The organism is Haloferax marisrubri (assembly GCF_001469875.2).
Lineage (GTDB): Archaea > Halobacteriota > Halobacteria > Halobacteriales > Haloferacaceae > Haloferax > Haloferax marisrubri.
Genome location: NZ_LOPW02000017.1, coordinates 15,583 through 31,151, shown reverse-complemented (window position 1 = coordinate 31,151; position 15,569 = coordinate 15,583). Strand labels below are relative to the sequence as shown.

General features: G+C 67.5%; 15 protein-coding genes. 8 read left to right on the top strand and 7 right to left on the bottom strand.

Annotated features, from left to right (window positions below; all coding sequences use genetic code 11):
- Nucleotides 1-3 precede the first annotated feature (3 nt).
- The gene (locus AUR65_RS12285) at nucleotides 4-972 is read right to left on the bottom strand and encodes a DUF7551 domain-containing protein (RefSeq protein WP_058567144.1); all 969 of its coding nucleotides are present in this window, start codon (nucleotides 970-972) and stop codon (nucleotides 4-6) included.
- A gap of 118 nt (nucleotides 973-1,090) precedes the next feature.
- Here AUR65_RS12285 and AUR65_RS12280 point away from each other — a divergent pair, with 118 nt between their 5' ends.
- The 3 genes from AUR65_RS12280 to AUR65_RS12270 all read left to right on the top strand — a co-directional run bounded on the left by AUR65_RS12280 (nucleotide 1,091) and on the right by AUR65_RS12270 (nucleotide 4,775).
- Nucleotides 1,091-1,627 (top strand): type II toxin-antitoxin system RatA family toxin, encoded by a 537-nt coding sequence (locus AUR65_RS12280; protein ID WP_058567143.1) that lies wholly within the window; start codon nucleotides 1,091-1,093, stop codon nucleotides 1,625-1,627.
- 85 nt (nucleotides 1,628-1,712) lie between these two features.
- Nucleotides 1,713-3,050, top strand: coding sequence for a Trk system potassium transporter TrkA (trkA, locus tag AUR65_RS12275; protein WP_058567142.1), 1,338 nt, complete (start codon nucleotides 1,713-1,715; stop codon nucleotides 3,048-3,050).
- 120 nt (nucleotides 3,051-3,170) lie between these two features.
- Nucleotides 3,171-4,775, top strand: a complete 1,605-nt coding sequence (locus AUR65_RS12270) for a TrkH family potassium uptake protein (protein WP_058567141.1) — start codon at nucleotides 3,171-3,173, stop codon at nucleotides 4,773-4,775.
- Nucleotides 4,776-4,800: 25 nt separating this feature from the next.
- Here AUR65_RS12270 and AUR65_RS12265 read toward each other — a convergent pair whose 3' ends face one another.
- Together AUR65_RS12265 and AUR65_RS12260 are read right to left on the bottom strand one after the other, a co-directional pair.
- Nucleotides 4,801-6,462 carry a TrkH family potassium uptake protein gene (locus tag AUR65_RS12265; RefSeq protein ID WP_058567140.1) on the bottom strand — a complete coding sequence of 554 codons (1,662 nt, stop codon included), beginning with the start codon at nucleotides 6,460-6,462 and terminating at the stop codon, nucleotides 4,801-4,803.
- The gene (locus AUR65_RS12260; protein WP_058567139.1) at nucleotides 6,462-7,142 is read right to left on the bottom strand and encodes a potassium channel family protein; all 681 of its coding nucleotides are present in this window, start codon (nucleotides 7,140-7,142) and stop codon (nucleotides 6,462-6,464) included. Before AUR65_RS12260 ends, AUR65_RS12265 begins: the two co-directional genes overlap by 1 nt.
- Nucleotides 7,143-7,415: 273 nt before the next feature.
- On the opposite strand from AUR65_RS12260, the gene AUR65_RS12255 reads away from it, so the two are divergent.
- Nucleotides 7,416-8,801, top strand: coding sequence for an APC family permease (locus tag AUR65_RS12255; protein ID WP_058567138.1), 1,386 nt, complete (start codon nucleotides 7,416-7,418; stop codon nucleotides 8,799-8,801).
- Nucleotides 8,802-8,890: 89 nt separating this feature from the next.
- Entirely contained in the window at nucleotides 8,891-9,553 is a 663-nt protein-coding gene (locus AUR65_RS12250) for a potassium channel family protein (RefSeq protein ID WP_058567137.1), read from the top strand.
- A gap of 74 nt (nucleotides 9,554-9,627) precedes the next feature.
- Here the strand turns inward: AUR65_RS12250 and gatA are convergent, their stop codons facing one another.
- Both gatA and gatC read right to left on the bottom strand, forming a co-directional pair.
- Nucleotides 9,628-10,899, bottom strand: a complete 1,272-nt coding sequence (gene gatA / locus AUR65_RS12245) for an Asp-tRNA(Asn)/Glu-tRNA(Gln) amidotransferase subunit GatA (protein WP_058567136.1) — start codon at nucleotides 10,897-10,899, stop codon at nucleotides 9,628-9,630.
- Entirely contained in the window at nucleotides 10,900-11,178 is a 279-nt protein-coding gene (gene gatC / locus AUR65_RS12240) for an Asp-tRNA(Asn)/Glu-tRNA(Gln) amidotransferase subunit GatC (protein WP_004977559.1), read from the bottom strand.
- Between the two features lie 263 nt (nucleotides 11,179-11,441).
- Between gatC and AUR65_RS12235 the strand changes: the two genes are divergently transcribed.
- Together AUR65_RS12235 and AUR65_RS12230 are read left to right on the top strand one after the other, a co-directional pair.
- On the top strand, nucleotides 11,442-12,398 hold the full coding sequence (locus AUR65_RS12235; RefSeq protein WP_199180602.1) for a transcription initiation factor IIB: 957 nt from the start codon (nucleotides 11,442-11,444) through the stop codon (nucleotides 12,396-12,398).
- Between the two features lie 121 nt (nucleotides 12,399-12,519).
- Nucleotides 12,520-12,999 (top strand): NUDIX hydrolase, encoded by a 480-nt coding sequence (locus AUR65_RS12230; RefSeq protein WP_058567134.1) that lies wholly within the window; start codon nucleotides 12,520-12,522, stop codon nucleotides 12,997-12,999.
- Between the two features lie 36 nt (nucleotides 13,000-13,035).
- On the opposite strand, the gene AUR65_RS12225 is transcribed toward AUR65_RS12230, so the two are convergent.
- Together AUR65_RS12225 and AUR65_RS12220 are read right to left on the bottom strand one after the other, a co-directional pair.
- Nucleotides 13,036-14,127: an asparagine synthase-related protein gene (locus AUR65_RS12225; RefSeq protein ID WP_058567133.1), complete on the bottom strand. Its 1,092-nt coding sequence runs from the start codon at nucleotides 14,125-14,127 to the stop codon at nucleotides 13,036-13,038.
- Nucleotides 14,127-14,810 (bottom strand): PHP domain-containing protein, encoded by a 684-nt coding sequence (locus AUR65_RS12220; RefSeq protein WP_058567132.1) that lies wholly within the window; start codon nucleotides 14,808-14,810, stop codon nucleotides 14,127-14,129. The genes AUR65_RS12225 and AUR65_RS12220 overlap by 1 nt, the downstream gene beginning before the upstream one ends.
- Nucleotides 14,811-15,099: 289 nt before the next feature.
- Here AUR65_RS12220 and AUR65_RS12215 point away from each other — a divergent pair, with 289 nt between their 5' ends.
- Nucleotides 15,100-15,534, top strand: a complete 435-nt coding sequence (locus AUR65_RS12215) for a CBS domain-containing protein (RefSeq protein ID WP_058567131.1) — start codon at nucleotides 15,100-15,102, stop codon at nucleotides 15,532-15,534.
- Nucleotides 15,535-15,569 lie beyond the last annotated feature (35 nt).

Genomic DNA, 15,569 nt, shown 5'->3' with positions numbered 1-15,569 from the left:
GCGCTACCGCCCCAGCGACGCGCTCGGGTCGTTGAGCCAGCGGTTCTCGACGGCCTCGACGCTGATGAGGCCCGCGGAACTCCCCTTGGGCGTCATCCGGAGACGAAGCCGCCAGCGCCCGTCCGAGAGCGCCTCGCCGTCGATGAACCGCACGGCCCGGTCGGGGGTCCGTCGGAGGAGCGACACGGCGATGGGGAGCGTCGGAATCCGGCCGGTCCGCTCTGCGAGCGCGTAGTCGCCGAAGGTGAGTTCCCACGTCCGGGACGTGTCGTCGCCGTCGGTTCGTGCGTCGGTTCGCGTGTCCGCCCGGGCGTCGGTTTCGGACGCTCCGTCGGCCTCGATATCGGCCTCGGAGTCGGGAATCGGCCGCACCGAGTACCCCTCGACGAAGCCGACCGTTTCGAGGTGTCGGAGCGTCGCCTCCACCGGATTCGGCGTCGGAGTCGGACAGAACAGCCCGGCGGCCGCCTCGACGACCGCCCGCTGTTCGGCGGTCGAGAGGCGAACGTCCAGTTCGCTCATCAGGCTCCACACCAGCGTGAGACAGAAGTCGTCGCGGTCGTCGACGACCTCGGCCAATGTGAGGTACGTCTCCATCGCGGCGGTCTCGGCCTCCCGGTGGCCGAGTTCCGACAGCGCCTCGAACAGCGCGCCCGCGGTGTCGTGACAGAACGCGCTGTAGCGGGTGTAGTCGTCGTCAGACTCCGCCGTGGCCGACCGAGGCGGCCCCTTTGACACCTCGTACACCTGCGGGTCGTCGTACGGACTGTTCGGGTCGTATCGCCGGAGCGCGGCCCGGTAGTCCCGCGTCAGTTCCGCGGCCTCTCCGGCGACGCGCCGGTCCGGAAACCGCTGGCCTGTCGCGGCCCCGGGCGGCGAACCCGTGCGGCCGCACACGACTGCGTAGTCGCCGTCGGAACGCGCCAGAGACCGAATCTCGGCTCTGATGTCCCGAAGCGTCCCCCCCACCATCTCGGTTCTAGGTGGTGAGACCGGCCGATTATAGGTTGCGATTGTATCGGTGGCTGACAGCCGAAGCGACGTGCCCCGGCCCACAAGGCTTTGGTCCCGCCGACCCCATTCGACGCTCGTGGACGAGATAGCCGTCAGCACCGTCGTCTACCTGCCGCCCGAGGAGATATACGAATTTCTCGTGGACTTCCCGCGGTACGCCGACTACTCGAAGCACCTGCGAGACGTGCGACAGTCCGGCGACGGGTCGCCGGGGACGCGGTACGCCCTGTACTTTTCGTGGTGGAAGCTCACCTACACCGCCGAGTCGAAGGTGACGGACGTCACCCCGCCAACGCGCATCGACTGGACCATCACCAAGGACGTACACGCCGTCGGCCGCTGGCGAGTGGAAGAACTCGACGACCTGCCCGCCGATGCCCCGTCGGACGCCGACACCGCCTGTCGCGTCTTCTTCGAGGTCGAGTACGACCCCGACAGCGTCTCCGCGGGCGACATCGACCTCCCGCGGTTCGTCTCGCTCGGATGGGTCATCGACAAGCTCCGGCCGGTACTCCAGAAGGAGGCGGAGCGAATCGTCGAGCGAATCGTCGCCGACATCGAGGGACAGCCGCGGCGCGTGGAACTGACGATACACTCGAAACCGGGGTCGTGACCGCCGATGGACGGGGTATTCGTGAAGGGAAATGCACATACGCGCCCGCGGTCCAAACCAGACGTATGACAGGGGCTGGTCTCTGGTGCGCGTGATAATCATCGGTGCCGGACAGGTCGGGTCGTCCATCGCGGCCGACCTCGACGAGACCCACGAGGTCGTCGTCATCGACTGCGACCCGGAGCGCGTCGACGAACTGAACTACTCGCTCGACGTGCTGGCGCTCCACGGCGACGGAACCTCCGTGGACACGCTCGAAGAGGCCGACGTGGAGCGCGCCGACATGGTCATCGCCTCGACCGACGACGACGAGACGAACATCGTCGCCTGCGCGACCGCCAAGGCCATCTCGGACGCCTTCACCATCGCCCGCGTCAAGAACACGGAGTACCTCCGGACGTGGCAGCGCTCCGAGAAGGCGTTCGGCATCGACTTCATGGTCTGTACGAACCTGCTCGCCGCGGAGTCCATCGTCCGCGTCGTCGGCCTCCCCGCCGCACGCGACGTCGACCCCTTCGCGGGCGGGCAGGTCCAGATGGCCGAGTTCGAAGTCGACGAGGAGAGCCCCGTCGCCAACCAGACCGTGAGCGAGGCCGACCGCTTCGACTCGCTGACCTTCGCGGCCATCCTCCGCGACGGCGAGGTCACTATCCCCCGCGGCGACTCCGTCATCGGGCCGGGCGACCGCGTCGTCGTCATCGGCAGTCCCCAGAGCGTTCAGGGGTTCGCAAGCTCCGTCTCGCCGGGCGAATCGCCGGGAACCGCGGAGGAAGTCGTCGTCGTCGGCGGGAGCGAAATCGGGTACCACGTCGCCCGTCTCCTCGAAGAGCGCGGCTTCAAGCCCAGACTCATCGAGCACGACGCGGAGCGCGCCCGCGAACTCGCGGAGATGCTTCCGGGGACCATCGTCATGGAGAGCGACGCGACCGACGTGGACTTCCTCGAACGCGAGCACATCGGCGACGCCGACCTGCTCGTCTCGGCGCTCGACTCCGACGAGAAGAACCTGCTCGTGTCGCTTCTCGCCGCCCGGCTCGGCGTCGAGCGCACCGTCGCCGTCATCGACACGACGCCGTACGTGGACCTGTTCGAGGCCGTCGGCGTCGACGTGGGCGTCAGCCCCCGGGAGGTCGTCGCCGAGGAGATCACCCGGTTCACCCGCGAGGGCGGCGCGGAGAACGTCGCGCTCATCGAGTCTGACAAGGCCGAGGTGCTCGAAATCGAGGTGGACGCCGAGAGCGTCCTCGCGGGCAAGCCGATTCGGGAGTCGGTCACGACGCTCCCCGAGGGCGTCGTCATCGGCGCGATAACCCGCCGCCGCGAGTTCATCACCCCCCGCGGTGACACCGTCATCGAACCCGGCGACCACGTCGTCGTCTTCGTCGATAGCTGTGTCATCGACGACGTAACACCTAATCTGTAGGTCGGTCCGTCACCGCACAGCCACCATTCTGCGCCGAAAACTCCACCACGTCACGATGTCGCGCGCCCGACCGCGAACCCGAACAGGGAAGAACCCGGCGCTCGGTACGTTAGTCCACGGATGAAATTGCGGGTCGATTACAGAGCCAGCCTGCGTCTCGTGGGGACCGTCCTGAAGTATCTCGCTGTCCCCCTTTGTTTCCCGCTCGTGGTCGCGCTGTACTACGGCGAGTCGGTGCTCCCGTTCGTCGTCACGATGGCCGTCACGGTCCTCGTCGGGACGGGGCTCGAACGGCTCACCGACGACCCCGACATCGGGTCCCGAGAAGGGTTCCTGATGGTCGCGCTGACGTGGTTAGCGGTCACAATAGTCGGCGCGATACCGTTTCTCATCGAGGCCCACGGCATCCCCTTCGTCGCGTCGCCCATCCACCCCGAGTCGACCCTCGGCAACCCGGTGAACGCGCTGTTCGAGACGATGAGCGGGTTCACCACGACCGGGGCGACGGTGCTGGGCGACATCTCGTTTAACTCGCACACCCGCGGCATCATGATGTGGCGACAGCTCACCCAGTGGCTCGGCGGGATGGGTATCGTCGTCCTCGCGGTCGCCATCCTCCCCGAACTCTCCGTCGGTGGCGCACAGCTGATGGACGCGGAGGCGCCCGGTCCCGGCATCGAGAAGCTCACCCCCCGCATCGCCGAGACGGCCCGCGCGCTCTGGGGCGCGTACCTCGGCCTCACCGTCCTCGAAATCGTCCTCCTCTACGGCCTGCACGTCACCGGCAACGCCCCGAACATGGACGTGTACAACGCCATCGCCCACGGGCTGACGACGATGCCGACCGGCGGGTTCTCGCCGGAGGCTCGGAGCATCGAGGCCTTTTCGGCGGCCGCGCAGTGGGTCGTCATCCCGTTCATGGTCGCCGCCGGGACCAACTTCGCGCTCTTCTGGCACGTGCTGACCGGCGACCCGAAGCGGCTGTTCCGCGACACCGAGTTCAAGTCTTACCTCGGCGTCATCGGCGTCATCTCGGCCATCCTCGCCGGGATTCTGTTCCTCGGCGACGGGCTCATGTCCGTCGCGCCCGCGGGCGAGACCTACGACCAACTCTACCTCGAAGGCATCCGCACGGCCATCATCGGCAACGTCGAGCCCGCGGTTCGCCAGTCGGTGTTTCAGGTCGTCTCCATCGTCACGACGACCGGCTACGCCAGCATCGACTTCAACGCGTGGAGCGCGCCGGCGCAGTACGTCCTGCTGTTCGCGATGTTCATCGGTGGCTCCGGCGGTTCGACCGGTGGCGCGGTCAAAATCGTCCGCTGGTACGTCATCGTGAAGTCGCTCCGCCGAGAGCTGTTCACGACGGCCCACCCCGAGGCGGTCCGCCCCGTCAGGCTCGCCGGCCGCGCGGTCGACGAGCGGGCCATCCGCGGCATCTACGCCTTCACGCTCCTGTACCTCGTGCTGTTTTTCGTGTCGACCGGCCTGCTCCATCTCGACGCCGCACGTATCGGCTTCGACGTGAGCATCCTCGAAACCATGAGCGCCGTCGCCGCGACCCTCGGGAACGTCGGGCCGGGCTTTGGGATTGTCGGCCCGATGGGGAGTTATCTCGACTTCTCCGACGGTTCGAAACTGTACATGGTGCTTCTCATGTGGGTGGGCCGACTGGAGATTCTGCCCGTGCTGGTCATCTTTACGCCGGAGTACTGGCGGCGATAGCGCCGAAAAAACCGTCCGCTTTTGCTCAGGGATTCAGCCCGTAGATGACCGACCGGGCGAACACCAACACCGGGATGATTTCGAGGCGGCCGACCCACATGTTGAAGAGGAACATCGTCTCGACCCACGGGTTCATCCACGGGCCGGTGATGCCCGTCGAGATGCCGACGTTCCCCTGCGCGGACGCGACTTCGAACAGCGCGTCGGCGTAGGTGAACTCCGGCCCGGCGAGGTTCACGAGCAGGACGCTCGACCCGACGAGCAACAACAGCCAGAGCATCGAGACGATGGCCGCCTCGGAGAACTCGCGGTCCATCTCGGTCCGCGAGAGGCGACGACCGTTCATCTCGATGTTGACGATTGCGCTCTCGGGGAGGAACACGCGGGAGAACTGCCAGCGGATGCCGCGGGCGATGGTGTAGCCGCGGATGATTTTGATGCCGCCGACGGTCGACCCGGCGGCCCCGCCGAGGGTCATCGCCCCCGACAGGAGAATCTTCCCGCCGTCGGACCACTCGCCGAGCGGCGCGGCCTGAAAGCCGGTGCAGGTGAGCGCGCTCACCCAGTGGAAGGCGGCGTCGCGGACGGCGTCCGACCCCGGCCCGCCGAGGACGCCCGAGAGTCCGAAGTAGTCCGCGGTCTCGACGAACGCCGACCCCGCGGTCGTCGGGAGGCTGACGAGGTTCTGGACGGCGAGCGCGGCCGCGCCGACCGCGAAGAGGACGAGGAGCCAGCGCGTCTGGAGGTCGCCCCAGAGCCGGTCGATGTCGCGGTTCTTCAGGACGGCGTAGTGGACGGGGAAGGCGATTGCGCCCAGCGCCATGATGGGGAGCAGCACCGTCTCGATGAGCGGCGAGTCGTACGTGCCGATAGAGCCGTCTGTGACGGCGAACCCGCCGGTCGAGAGGCCGGTCATCGCGTGGTTGAGCGCCTGCCACGCGACCTCCCACAGCGAGAGCGTCGCCCCGTAGTCGCTGGCGCGGATGGCGAAAAAGAGGACGACGACCGACAGGAGCGTGTAGCCGACGAAAATCTTCCAGACGGTCCGGACCGTCGAGACGACGCTCGGGTGAATCTTCTCCTCTCTGGCCTCGCCGCGGTAGAGCGCGTAGCTCCCGCTCCCGGGGCGCGAGAGGATGGAGACGGTGAGGACGATGACGCCCACGCCGCCGACCCACTGGATGAGCGAGCGCCACCACTGAATCGTCCGCGGGAGCGACGGCTCGTGGATGCCCATGGTGAGGCCGCTTCCGGTCCACCCGCTCATGCTCTCGAACAGGGCGTGCAACGGGTCGCGGAAGTAGACGAGGCTCGACTGGCCGTAGTCGACGCCGGCGGGCACGAGCGCCGTGAAGACGCTCTGCGGGGCGAACTGTGCCGTGAGGAAGAAGGGAAGCGACCCGAAGGCGGCGGTGGCGAACCAGCCCGCGGCGGCGATTATCATCCCGTGTTTCATCCGGGGCGCGGGGGCGTCCTTGAACGCCTTCCGGGCGCCAAGCCCGACGAACGCGGTCGCGCCCCCGGCGGCGAGGAACGCGAGCGCGGCGTACCACTCGCCGAAGCCGGCCGCGACGAGGACCGAGGCGGTCATCAGGGCCGACTCCATGGCGAGGAGCGAGCCCACGTCGCGGCCGATGACCGCGAGGTCGGCGGGCCACCCGGAGACGGTTCGTCCGCGGCGGGGCATCAGTGGTCCTCGTAGTGGCCGAACACGTCAGTCACCTCGGGCGTCGCGCCCTTCGCGGAGTAGACCGTCAGGAGGTCGCCCGCACCGATAGTGGTGTTCCCACGGGGCGTCACGGGGTCGTCGTCGCTCTCGCGTTCGACGGCGACGATGAGGGTGTCGCCGTCGAGGAGGTTCTCTCGGGCCGCCTCCTGAATCGTCATCCCCGCAATCGGCGCGTCCTCGTCGACGCGGATTTCGAACACCTCGGCGTGTTCGCCGATGCGCATGTAGTCGACGATGGACGGGCGTTTGACCGCCCGGTAGAGGTATTCCGCGATGAGTCGCTGGGGGTTCTCCATCGTGTTGACGCCGATTTGGCGGTAGAGGCTCATGTGCTCGGGGTTGTGGACGACGGAGACGATGTCGGGGATGGCGAGTTCCTTCGCCAAGAGACAGACCATGATGTTTGTCGCGTCCTTGTCGGTCGTCGTGATGATGGCGTCGGCCCGGTCCGCGCCGGCCTCGTCGAGCGTCTGTTTGACCGTGGCGTCGTCGTTGAGGACGAGACAGTCGAACGTCGCGGCGGCCGCCTCGGCCTTCGCCTCGTCGCGCTCGACGACGACGACCTCGTTGCCGCCCTCGGTGGCGATTTCGATGAGCGGCGTGCCGATGTTGCCCGCGCCGACGACGATGATGTACATGACGTTCCGGCGTGGGCGTGGGGCGGTGGAAAAACTATCGGCATGTCGTTTCGTTGTTCAAAATGGGACTCGCCGCGCAAACGGCTACTGAGTGCGGATTCACCGCGTGTTCGGTCGTCGAATCGGGAGATAGTCGGAGATTTGTCCACCCCGACCCCGCGTTCACGGTGTCTCGGTCGGCTTGACGAACCGGATATTTATCAACAGATGTGGTATATGTGTTCACATGCCACTCCCGACCAGTCGGCCTGGCGGCCAAACGAGGGTCCGCCCGTGAGTCACTCGGGCGGGCGCGAACCGGCCGTGAGTCTCGGTCTGCTTGACGCGACGATGGTCGGAATCGGTGCGATGATCGGCGCGGGAATCTTCGTCTTGACGGGGCTCGCAGTCGACATCTCCGGTCCGGCGGCCATCATCGCGTTCGCTCTCAACGGCGGCGTGACGACCTTCACGGCGCTTTCGTACGCCGAGCTCGCGGCCGCGATTCCGCGGAACGGCGGCGGGTACGCGTACGTCCGCGAGGTGTTTTCCGCGCCCGTCGCCTTCGTCATGGGGTGGACGCGGTGGTTCACGTACATGATTGCGGGGTCGCTGTACGCGCTCGGATTCGCGTCGAACTTCGTCGAGTTCGGCCACATCTACGGGTACGCCCTTCCGGGGCCACCGGTCCTGTACGCGCTCGGTGCCGTCGTGACGCTCGTGGCGCTCAACGCCCTCTCGACGGAAGCCTCGGGACGGGGTGAAACGGCAATCACGCTACTCAAAATCGCCATCCTCGGCGTGTTCGTCGCGTTCGGTCTCACGGCCGCCGACGCCGGGGAGTTCGACCCGCTTTTCACCGAGGGACCGCTGTCGGTCCTCCCCGCGATGGGGCTGACGTTCATCGCGTTTCAGGGGTACGACCTCATCGCCACCGTCACCGAGGAGGTCGAGAACCCACAGGTGAACATCCCGCGGGCCATCCTCCTCTCTGTCGCCGTCACCGTGGTTGTCTACCTGCTCGTCGTCTTCGTCGCTATCGGGACGCTCGGCGCGGACGGACTCGCCGGCGCGGGCGAAACGGCAATCGCGCAGGCGGCGGAGGGCTTCATGCCGACGTTCCCGATACTCGGAACGGGCGCGGCGCTCATCGCCTTCGGGGCGGTCTTTTCGACTGTCTCGGCGCTCAACGCGGTCGTCATCGGCTCGTCGAGGGTCGCGTTCGCGATGGGGCGCGAGCGACAGTTGCCCGCCCGCCTCGGCCGGTTCCACCACCGGTACGGGACGCCGCTCGTCGCCATTCTCGCGTCCGCCGTGGTGATGCTCGTCGCCGTCCTCGTCGTTCCCATCCGCATCGTCGGGAATCTGGCGAGCCTGTTCTCGCTTCTGGGCTTTATCATCGTCAACTACGCGTTGATTCGGCTCCGACGGCGACAGCCGAACCTACAGCGACCCTTCGAGGTGCCGCTGTACCCCGTCACTCCGGTCCTCGGTATCGTCTGTAACGTGCTTTTGGGCCTGTTTATCGACTGGTTCACCTGGGCGCTGGCAATCGGCTGGCTCGTCGTCGGCGGCGGCGTCTACCTCCTCCTGTCGAGACGTGGCGACGTCGGCCCGGTGGGACCGCCCGAGATTCAGGAACCGGAACCGATCGAGTCGACGGAGGGAGCCAACGACTGACCGACGAACCGACAGCGGGGACCACGACTCCCTCGCCGCCGAAATACCGCACCGAGACGACTACTACACACCGACACCAATTCACACGCATGCCCGACCCAGTAACACACGATTTACGCGTCATCGTCGCCGGCGGTGGGGAATTGGGCCTTCGGACGGCCGAACTCCTCTCCGACCGCGGCCACGACGTGGTCGTCGTCGAGACGGACCCGGACCGAATCCCGGACGTCGCCGACAAGTACATCGCCACCGTCATCGAGGGGGACGCCTCCCGCCCGGAGATACTCAGACAGGCACAACCCGAGCGGAGCGACGTCGTCGCCGCACTCACCGACGACGAAGCGACGAACTTCGCCATCTGCCTCGCCGCCCAGCGCATGTCCGACGCCAGAACCGTGATGCGAATCAACGGGACGCCGGACGAGCTCTACGAGGAGTTCGTGGACGGACTCGTCTTTCCCGAGCGACTCGGCGCACGGGCGGCGACCAACGAAATCGCCAACGGCGGCGTTCGGACTATCGAAGACATCGGCGGCAACGTCGAAATCGTGGAGGTCGAAGTCGCCGAAAGCGCCCCCGTCGCCGGCAAGCGACTCGACGAGGTTCGACTCCCGCAGGGGAGCCTCATCATCGTCGATTATCAGGGGAACCGAATCGGCGGCCCCGACACCGTCCTCGAAGCCGGTCACCGCTACGTGCTCGGCGTCGAGTCGGACGTGGCCGACGAAGTGATGAACCTGTTTCGGGGGTAGTCCAACCCTTGCCGGCGACCGACTGGGACGCGCGTCTCGGCCGACGCTCGGGACTGTGAAAAGTCGTTCTCGCGTTAGTTCTCGACCGCAGATGCGGCGCGGACGATGGTCTCCTCGCCGAACTTCGGTCCGATGAGTTGGAGGCCGACCGGGAGGCCGTCGGTCTCGCCCGCCGGAACCGAGATGGCCGGGAGGTTCGCGAGGTTCACCGGCACGGTGTTCGCGTCGGCGAGGTACATCTGGAGCGGGTCGTCGAGGCTCTCGCCGAGTTCGAACGGCGGGACGGGCATCGTCGGCGACGCGACGACATCCACGTCCTCGAACGCCTCGTCGAAGTCCTGTTTGACCCACGCGCGGGCGTCCTGCGCCTTCGCGTAGTACTTGTCGTGGTAGCCCGCGGAGAGGGCGTACGTGCCGAGGAGGATGCGGCGTTTGACCTCGGAGCCGAAGCCCTCCTCGCGGGCGCGGGCGAACGCCTCGTTCCAGTTGCCGTCGTAGCCGCCGGATTTGCCGTAGCGGACACCGTCGAAGCGAGCGAGGTTCGACGACGCCTCGGACATGGCGATGACGTAGTAGGCGGCGACGGCCTTCTCGACGGACGGCATGCTGACCTCGCGGTACTCCGCGCCCTGCGCTTCGAGTTCGTCGAGCGCGGCCCAGAACGCCTCCTCGACGCCCTCGTCCGCGCCCTCGACGAACTCGGTCGGGACGCCGATGGTGAGGCCCTCGACGTCGCCGTCGGCGGCCGCGGCGTAGTTCGAGTCTGCGCCGGCGTCGCGGGTCGTGCCGTCGCGGTCGTCGGGGCCGGCGATGACGTCGAGGAGCGCGGCGGCGTCCTCGACGGTCGGTGCGATTGGGCCGATCTGTTCGAGGGAGTTCGCGTAGGCGACGAGGCCGTAGCGCGAGACGAGGCCGTAGGTCGGCTTGATGCCGACGACGCCGCAGAACGCGGCGGGACAGCGGATGGAGCCGCCGGTGTCGGTGCCGAGCGCGAGGTCGGCCTCGCCGGCGGCGACGGCGGCCGCGGAGCCACCGGAGGAGCCACCGGGGACGCGGGACTCGTCAACGGGGTTCTTGGTCGGGCCGAACGCCGAGGTCTCGGTCGTCGTGCCCATGCCGAACTCGTCCATGTTGGCCTTGCCGACGATGGTCGCGCCGGCGTCCTTCAGGAGTTCGACGACGGTCGCGTCGTACGGCGGGACGTAGTCTTCGAGCATCGCGGAGCCGCAGGTCGTCCGCAGCCCCTCCGTGGAGATGTTGTCCTTGACGGCGACCGTCTTGCCCGAAAGCGGGCCGTCGTCGGAGCCGTCGAGCGTCTCTTTCGTGATGAAGGCGTTCAGCGACATCTACGACACCCGCGGGCCCTTGAAGAAGCCGTCTTCGGTCTCTGCGGCGTTCGAGAGCGCCTCCTCTTGGGTGAGGCCCTCGCGGACCTCGTCGGGGCGCATCACGTTCACCAGTTCGTCCTCGCGGTCGACTTCGGGGACCTCGTCGAGGGCGTCGAAGTAGCCGAGGATGTCCGCGAACTGCGCCGCGAACTCCTCGACCTCGTCCTCGTCGAGGTCGACCCGCGCCAACTCGGCGACGTGTCGAACCTCGTCGGCGTCGACGGGCGTATCGCTCATGTATCGGAGGTGACGGAGACCGGGAGTAAGAGTTTCGGTGTGGGTCGTTTCGTCCGGTCCCCGGTGCGGACCCCACCCGGTCGAGGCCACCGACGAAGCGGCCGGGACCGACCGTGCGAACCCCGCCTATTCCGTCCTTCTGCCGCCGTCAGATATAAGTAACGAGGGTCAATACGAATAGACGGAGAACGACCGTTCCCAGTTGCTTCTCTCGCACACAAATGACAGAAAGTGTCCGACGTTTCACGACCGGTAACGCGCGCGTGCGCAATGAGAATACGAAAGATACCGAGCAGACAGACACCGAGCGGGAGCAGACGCCCTCGTGTCCCGAATGTGGCTCGGAGAGTCTCGTCGCCGACTCCGAACACGGCGAGACGGTCTGCGACGACTGCGGCCTCGTCGTCGAGGAAGACGAGATAGACCACGGCCCCGAGTGGCGCGCGTTCAACTCCTCGGAGAAAGACCAGAAGTCCCGCGTCGGCGCGCCCACGACGAACATGATGCACGACAAGGGGCTGTCGACCAACATCGGCTGGCAGAACAAGGACGCCTACGGGCGCTCGCTGTCGTCCCGCCAGCGCGAGAAGATGCAACGGCTTCGCACGTGGAACGAGCGGTTCCGAACCCGCGACTCCAAGGAGCGCAACCTCAAGCAGGCGCTCGGCGAAATCGACCGCATGGCCTCCGCGCTCGGCCTCCCGGACAACGTCCGCGAGACCGCCTCGGTCATCTATCGCCGCGCGCTCGACGACGACCTGCTCCCCGGTCGTTCCATCGAGGGCGTCGCCACGTCGGCGCTGTACGCCGCCGCCCGCATGGCCGACACCCCTCGCTCGCTCGACGAGATTACGAGCGTCTCGCGCGTCGAGAAGGACGAAATCGCCCGCACCTACCGCTACGTCGTCCGCGAACTGAAGCTCGAAATCAAGCCCGCCGACCCCGAGCAGTACGTCCCGCGGTTCGCCAGCGACCTCGGCCTCTCCGACGAGTCCGAGCGGCGCGCCCGACAGCTCTTGAAGAACGCCAAAGAACAGGGTGTCCACTCCGGCAAGTCGCCGGTCGGCCTCGCCGCCGCCGCCGTCTACGCGGCCTCGCTTCTCACCAACGAGAAGGTGACGCAAAACGAGGTCTCCGAGGTCGCCAACATCTCTGAAGTCACCATCCGCAACCGCTACCACGAACTGCTCGAAGCCGAAGAGCAGGTCCAACTGCCCTAACCCGGCCGGTCTGTTCGTTTCGCGCCGTCGCGTCTCGGCTCGCCTCGTTTCGTTCCGCTCCGTCTCGCCCTGTCTCGCCTCGTTCCGCAACAGCCATGCCGCTCGCTCCGGAGCCACAGCCATGGAGACGACGCGACATTTCACCTCGACCGTGTACATCGTCAACGACGGCGCGGTGGCCCTCCACCGACACGAGCGCCTCGGCATCCGCATCCCGCCGGGCGGCCACGTCGACCGCGACGAACTCCCTCACGAGGCCGGCCTGCGCGAGGTCCGCGAGGAGACGGGCCTCGACCCGGAACTCGTCGATGACACGCCGTCGGTCCCCGCGCCCGCCGGCCAAGCGCTCCCACAGCCCCGCCAGCAGATGCTCTACGACATCAACGTCCACGGCGACGGCTCGGTCGGTCACCAGCACATCGACCACGTCTTCTACGCCCGCGTGGACTCCCGCGACATCGACCCCGCGCCGGGCGAGGCGGACCCCGAGGTCTGGGCGTGGTACGACGAGTCCGACCTCCGCGAGAGCGACCTCGACCCCGACACGGTGCAGTTCGCACTAGAGGCCATCGAGGTCGTCGGCGACGAGACGGAAAACTGAGCCGAAACTGGACCGACGGGCCCGAACGGACCCGACCTACTCCACCAACGATTCGACGTACTGCTCGACGTGGTTCTCCATCCGTCGCTTGAACCCCGCCTGTCGCGCGAGCCGGTCGAGTTCGCGCGAGGCGTAGGTCCCGTACTGGACCGCCTTCTTGTCCGCCTCGGCGACCGACTCGGGGAGCACGTCGCTCGCGGCCTCCCTGAGCGCGACCTTCCGCCGGTCGCCGTCCACGAGTAACGAACTGGGAAGCGGGAGCGCCGCCTCGACCACGCGGTCGTGGAGGAGGGGCGCGACGGGTTCGACCCCGGCGGCGCGGAGGACGAGCAGGTCGCGTTCGAGCTGGTCGGGGAGCGTGAGAACCATCTCGCGGGCGGCCCCGCGGACGGTTTCGGCCTCGACGCGCGGGTCGTCGGGGGCCTTCTGGACCTTCGCGTAGCCGCCGAACAGTTCGTCCGCGCCCTGCCCGACCGCGAGGCGGTCGTAGCCGTCGTCGGCGACCCGCTCGGCGAGCAGGTACAGCGGGAGGACGATTTGCACGTCCATCGGGTTCGTCCGCCCGAGCGCGGCGACGATTTCCGGGACGGCGCGTTCGAGCGCCTCGTGGGTGAGTTCGACCACGGTGAGGTCGCGGTCCATCGCGGCCGCGGCCTCGCGGGCGGCGGCGACGTCGTGGGAGCCCTCGAAGCCGGCGACGTAACAGGGGGCGTCGGGGACGCCGGCCGCGACGACCGCGGAGTCGACGCCGCCGGAGAAGGCCACGGCGAGGCCGTCGTCGTCGACCGACCGGACCGAGTCGAAGACGGCCTCGCGGACGCGTTCGAGCGCGGCGTCGCGGTCGGTCGCGGCCGGCGGGTCGGGGAGCGACCAGACGTGTTCGTCGTCACCGGCGGCGTCACCGGAGGTCTCGCGGGCGTGGCCCGCGGGGACGGCGACCGGGTCGTCGAGGTCGCGGTGGTCGAACGACCACGTCGCGGGGTCGGCGCGCTCGGAGAAGAGCGGTTGGCGACCGAGCACGTCGCGGACGAGTCGGCCGCCGAGTTCGCCCGCGAAGCCCGCGGTTCCGGGGAGCGGGTCGCGGTCGGCGAGGGCGCGCCGGACGAGGTCGGGGGACGCGCCGCGCATCAGAACAGGTCCGTCAGGGCGTGTTTCAGGCGTCGGGTCGCGCCGCCCGCGGCCTGCCGGAACGAGATGCGCCACGGGGTCTTGTTGCCGACGACGCTGGTTCGCCCCTCGGCGACGGCCGAGAGGATGGCGTCGGCGCTTCGGGTGTCGGTGCCGACCTCGGTGACGGCCTGTCCGACCATCTCCGCGATGTGGGCGTCGCTTCCGGCGGTCATCGGGAGGTTCCGCCGCTTGGCGAACCGCTCGGCGCGCTGGTTTGCGATGCCGGTGAGGAGCCGCGAGTTGTAGATTTCGATGGCGTCGGCGCTGGCGAGTTGCGCGCTGGAGATATGCGGGGCGACGCCGTGGCGCGATTTCTGGAACGGGTGCGGGACGACGGCGATGCCCCCGGCGTCGTGGATGCGGTCGAGCGTCTCGTCGTACGACAGCCCCGCGGGAATCAGTTCCTCGACGCCCAAGGCGAGCACGTGGCCCGCGGCGCAGGTGACTTCCATCCCCGGAATGCCGACCAGCCCGTAGTCGCCCGCGAGTTCCGCGGCTTCGAGGCTGGCGTCTATCTCGTCGTGGTCGGTCACGGCGAGGGCGTCCAAGCCGACCGCGACCGCCTGTTCGAGGAGGTACTCGATTGGGTCCCGCCCGTCGTAGGACAGAGACGAATGCGAGTGCAACTCGACCGATAACACATCGTCTCCTAACGATGGAGGCTAAAAAAGCGCCCCGGTCCCGGTGTGATTGGCGTGTGTACCTCACGCACAGTTGTAGATTGACTAGCGAAGCGGCGCACCCCGTCGCCTCACCGCGAGCGACCGACGGCGCACTCGACGCGAGACCGTCACCGCCCGCAGACACTCCGCTCGCGCCGACATACCGCCGAAACTGGATGAAATGTAAGAATACAGAAATAATATCGCGGGCGACGAACGTGTCGAACGGTGGCGTACCCACATCGCGTGGTTCCACCGGGTGAGAGAGATGACCGTACGAGACATCGCACGACCGAGAGACGAACTGGTGACAGCGAGGGAAGACACCCCGATTCGAGAGCTGGCGAAGTTGATGGAGGACCGAAATGTCGGTTCGGTCGTCGTCGCGGACGGCGACGACATCCGAGGCATCGTGACGGACCGCGACATCGCGCTCAAGTGCGTCGCCGCCGGCGGCGACACGAGCGGGATGACGGCCAGAGACGCGATGACAGAGCGACCGTTCACCGTCGACGCCGACGTGGGCGTCTTCGACCTGTTCCGGCAGATGCGGGAACACGGCGTCCGACGCGCGCCGATAACCGACGGCGGCAGGCTCATGGGCATCGTCACGATGGACGACTTACTCGTGTTACTCCAAGACGAGATGCACGAACTGACGGAGATAATCCGCGCCGAGTCGCCGCCGTACACGCCCGCGTGAGTCGGATGACGGCCGCGACGGCGACTCCGACCATA

Coding starts and splice junctions, on each gene's coding strand:
- AUR65_RS12285 (WP_058567144.1), bottom strand. CDS start 972: ATGGTGGGGGGGACGCTTCGGGACATCAGAGCCGAGATTCGGTCTCTG.
- AUR65_RS12270 (WP_058567141.1), top strand. CDS start 3,171: ATGAAATTGCGGGTCGATTACAGAGCCAGCCTGCGTCTCGTGGGGACC.
- AUR65_RS12265 (WP_058567140.1), bottom strand. CDS start 6,462: ATGCCCCGCCGCGGACGAACCGTCTCCGGGTGGCCCGCCGACCTCGCG.
- AUR65_RS12260 (WP_058567139.1), bottom strand. CDS start 7,142: ATGTACATCATCGTCGTCGGCGCGGGCAACATCGGCACGCCGCTCATC.
- AUR65_RS12250 (WP_058567137.1), top strand. CDS start 8,891: ATGCCCGACCCAGTAACACACGATTTACGCGTCATCGTCGCCGGCGGT.
- gatA (WP_058567136.1), bottom strand. CDS start 10,899: ATGTCGCTGAACGCCTTCATCACGAAAGAGACGCTCGACGGCTCCGAC.
- gatC (WP_004977559.1), bottom strand. CDS start 11,178: ATGAGCGATACGCCCGTCGACGCCGACGAGGTTCGACACGTCGCCGAG.
- AUR65_RS12230 (WP_058567134.1), top strand. CDS start 12,520: ATGGAGACGACGCGACATTTCACCTCGACCGTGTACATCGTCAACGAC.
- AUR65_RS12225 (WP_058567133.1), bottom strand. CDS start 14,127: ATGCGCGGCGCGTCCCCCGACCTCGTCCGGCGCGCCCTCGCCGACCGC.
- AUR65_RS12215 (WP_058567131.1), top strand. CDS start 15,100: ATGACCGTACGAGACATCGCACGACCGAGAGACGAACTGGTGACAGCG.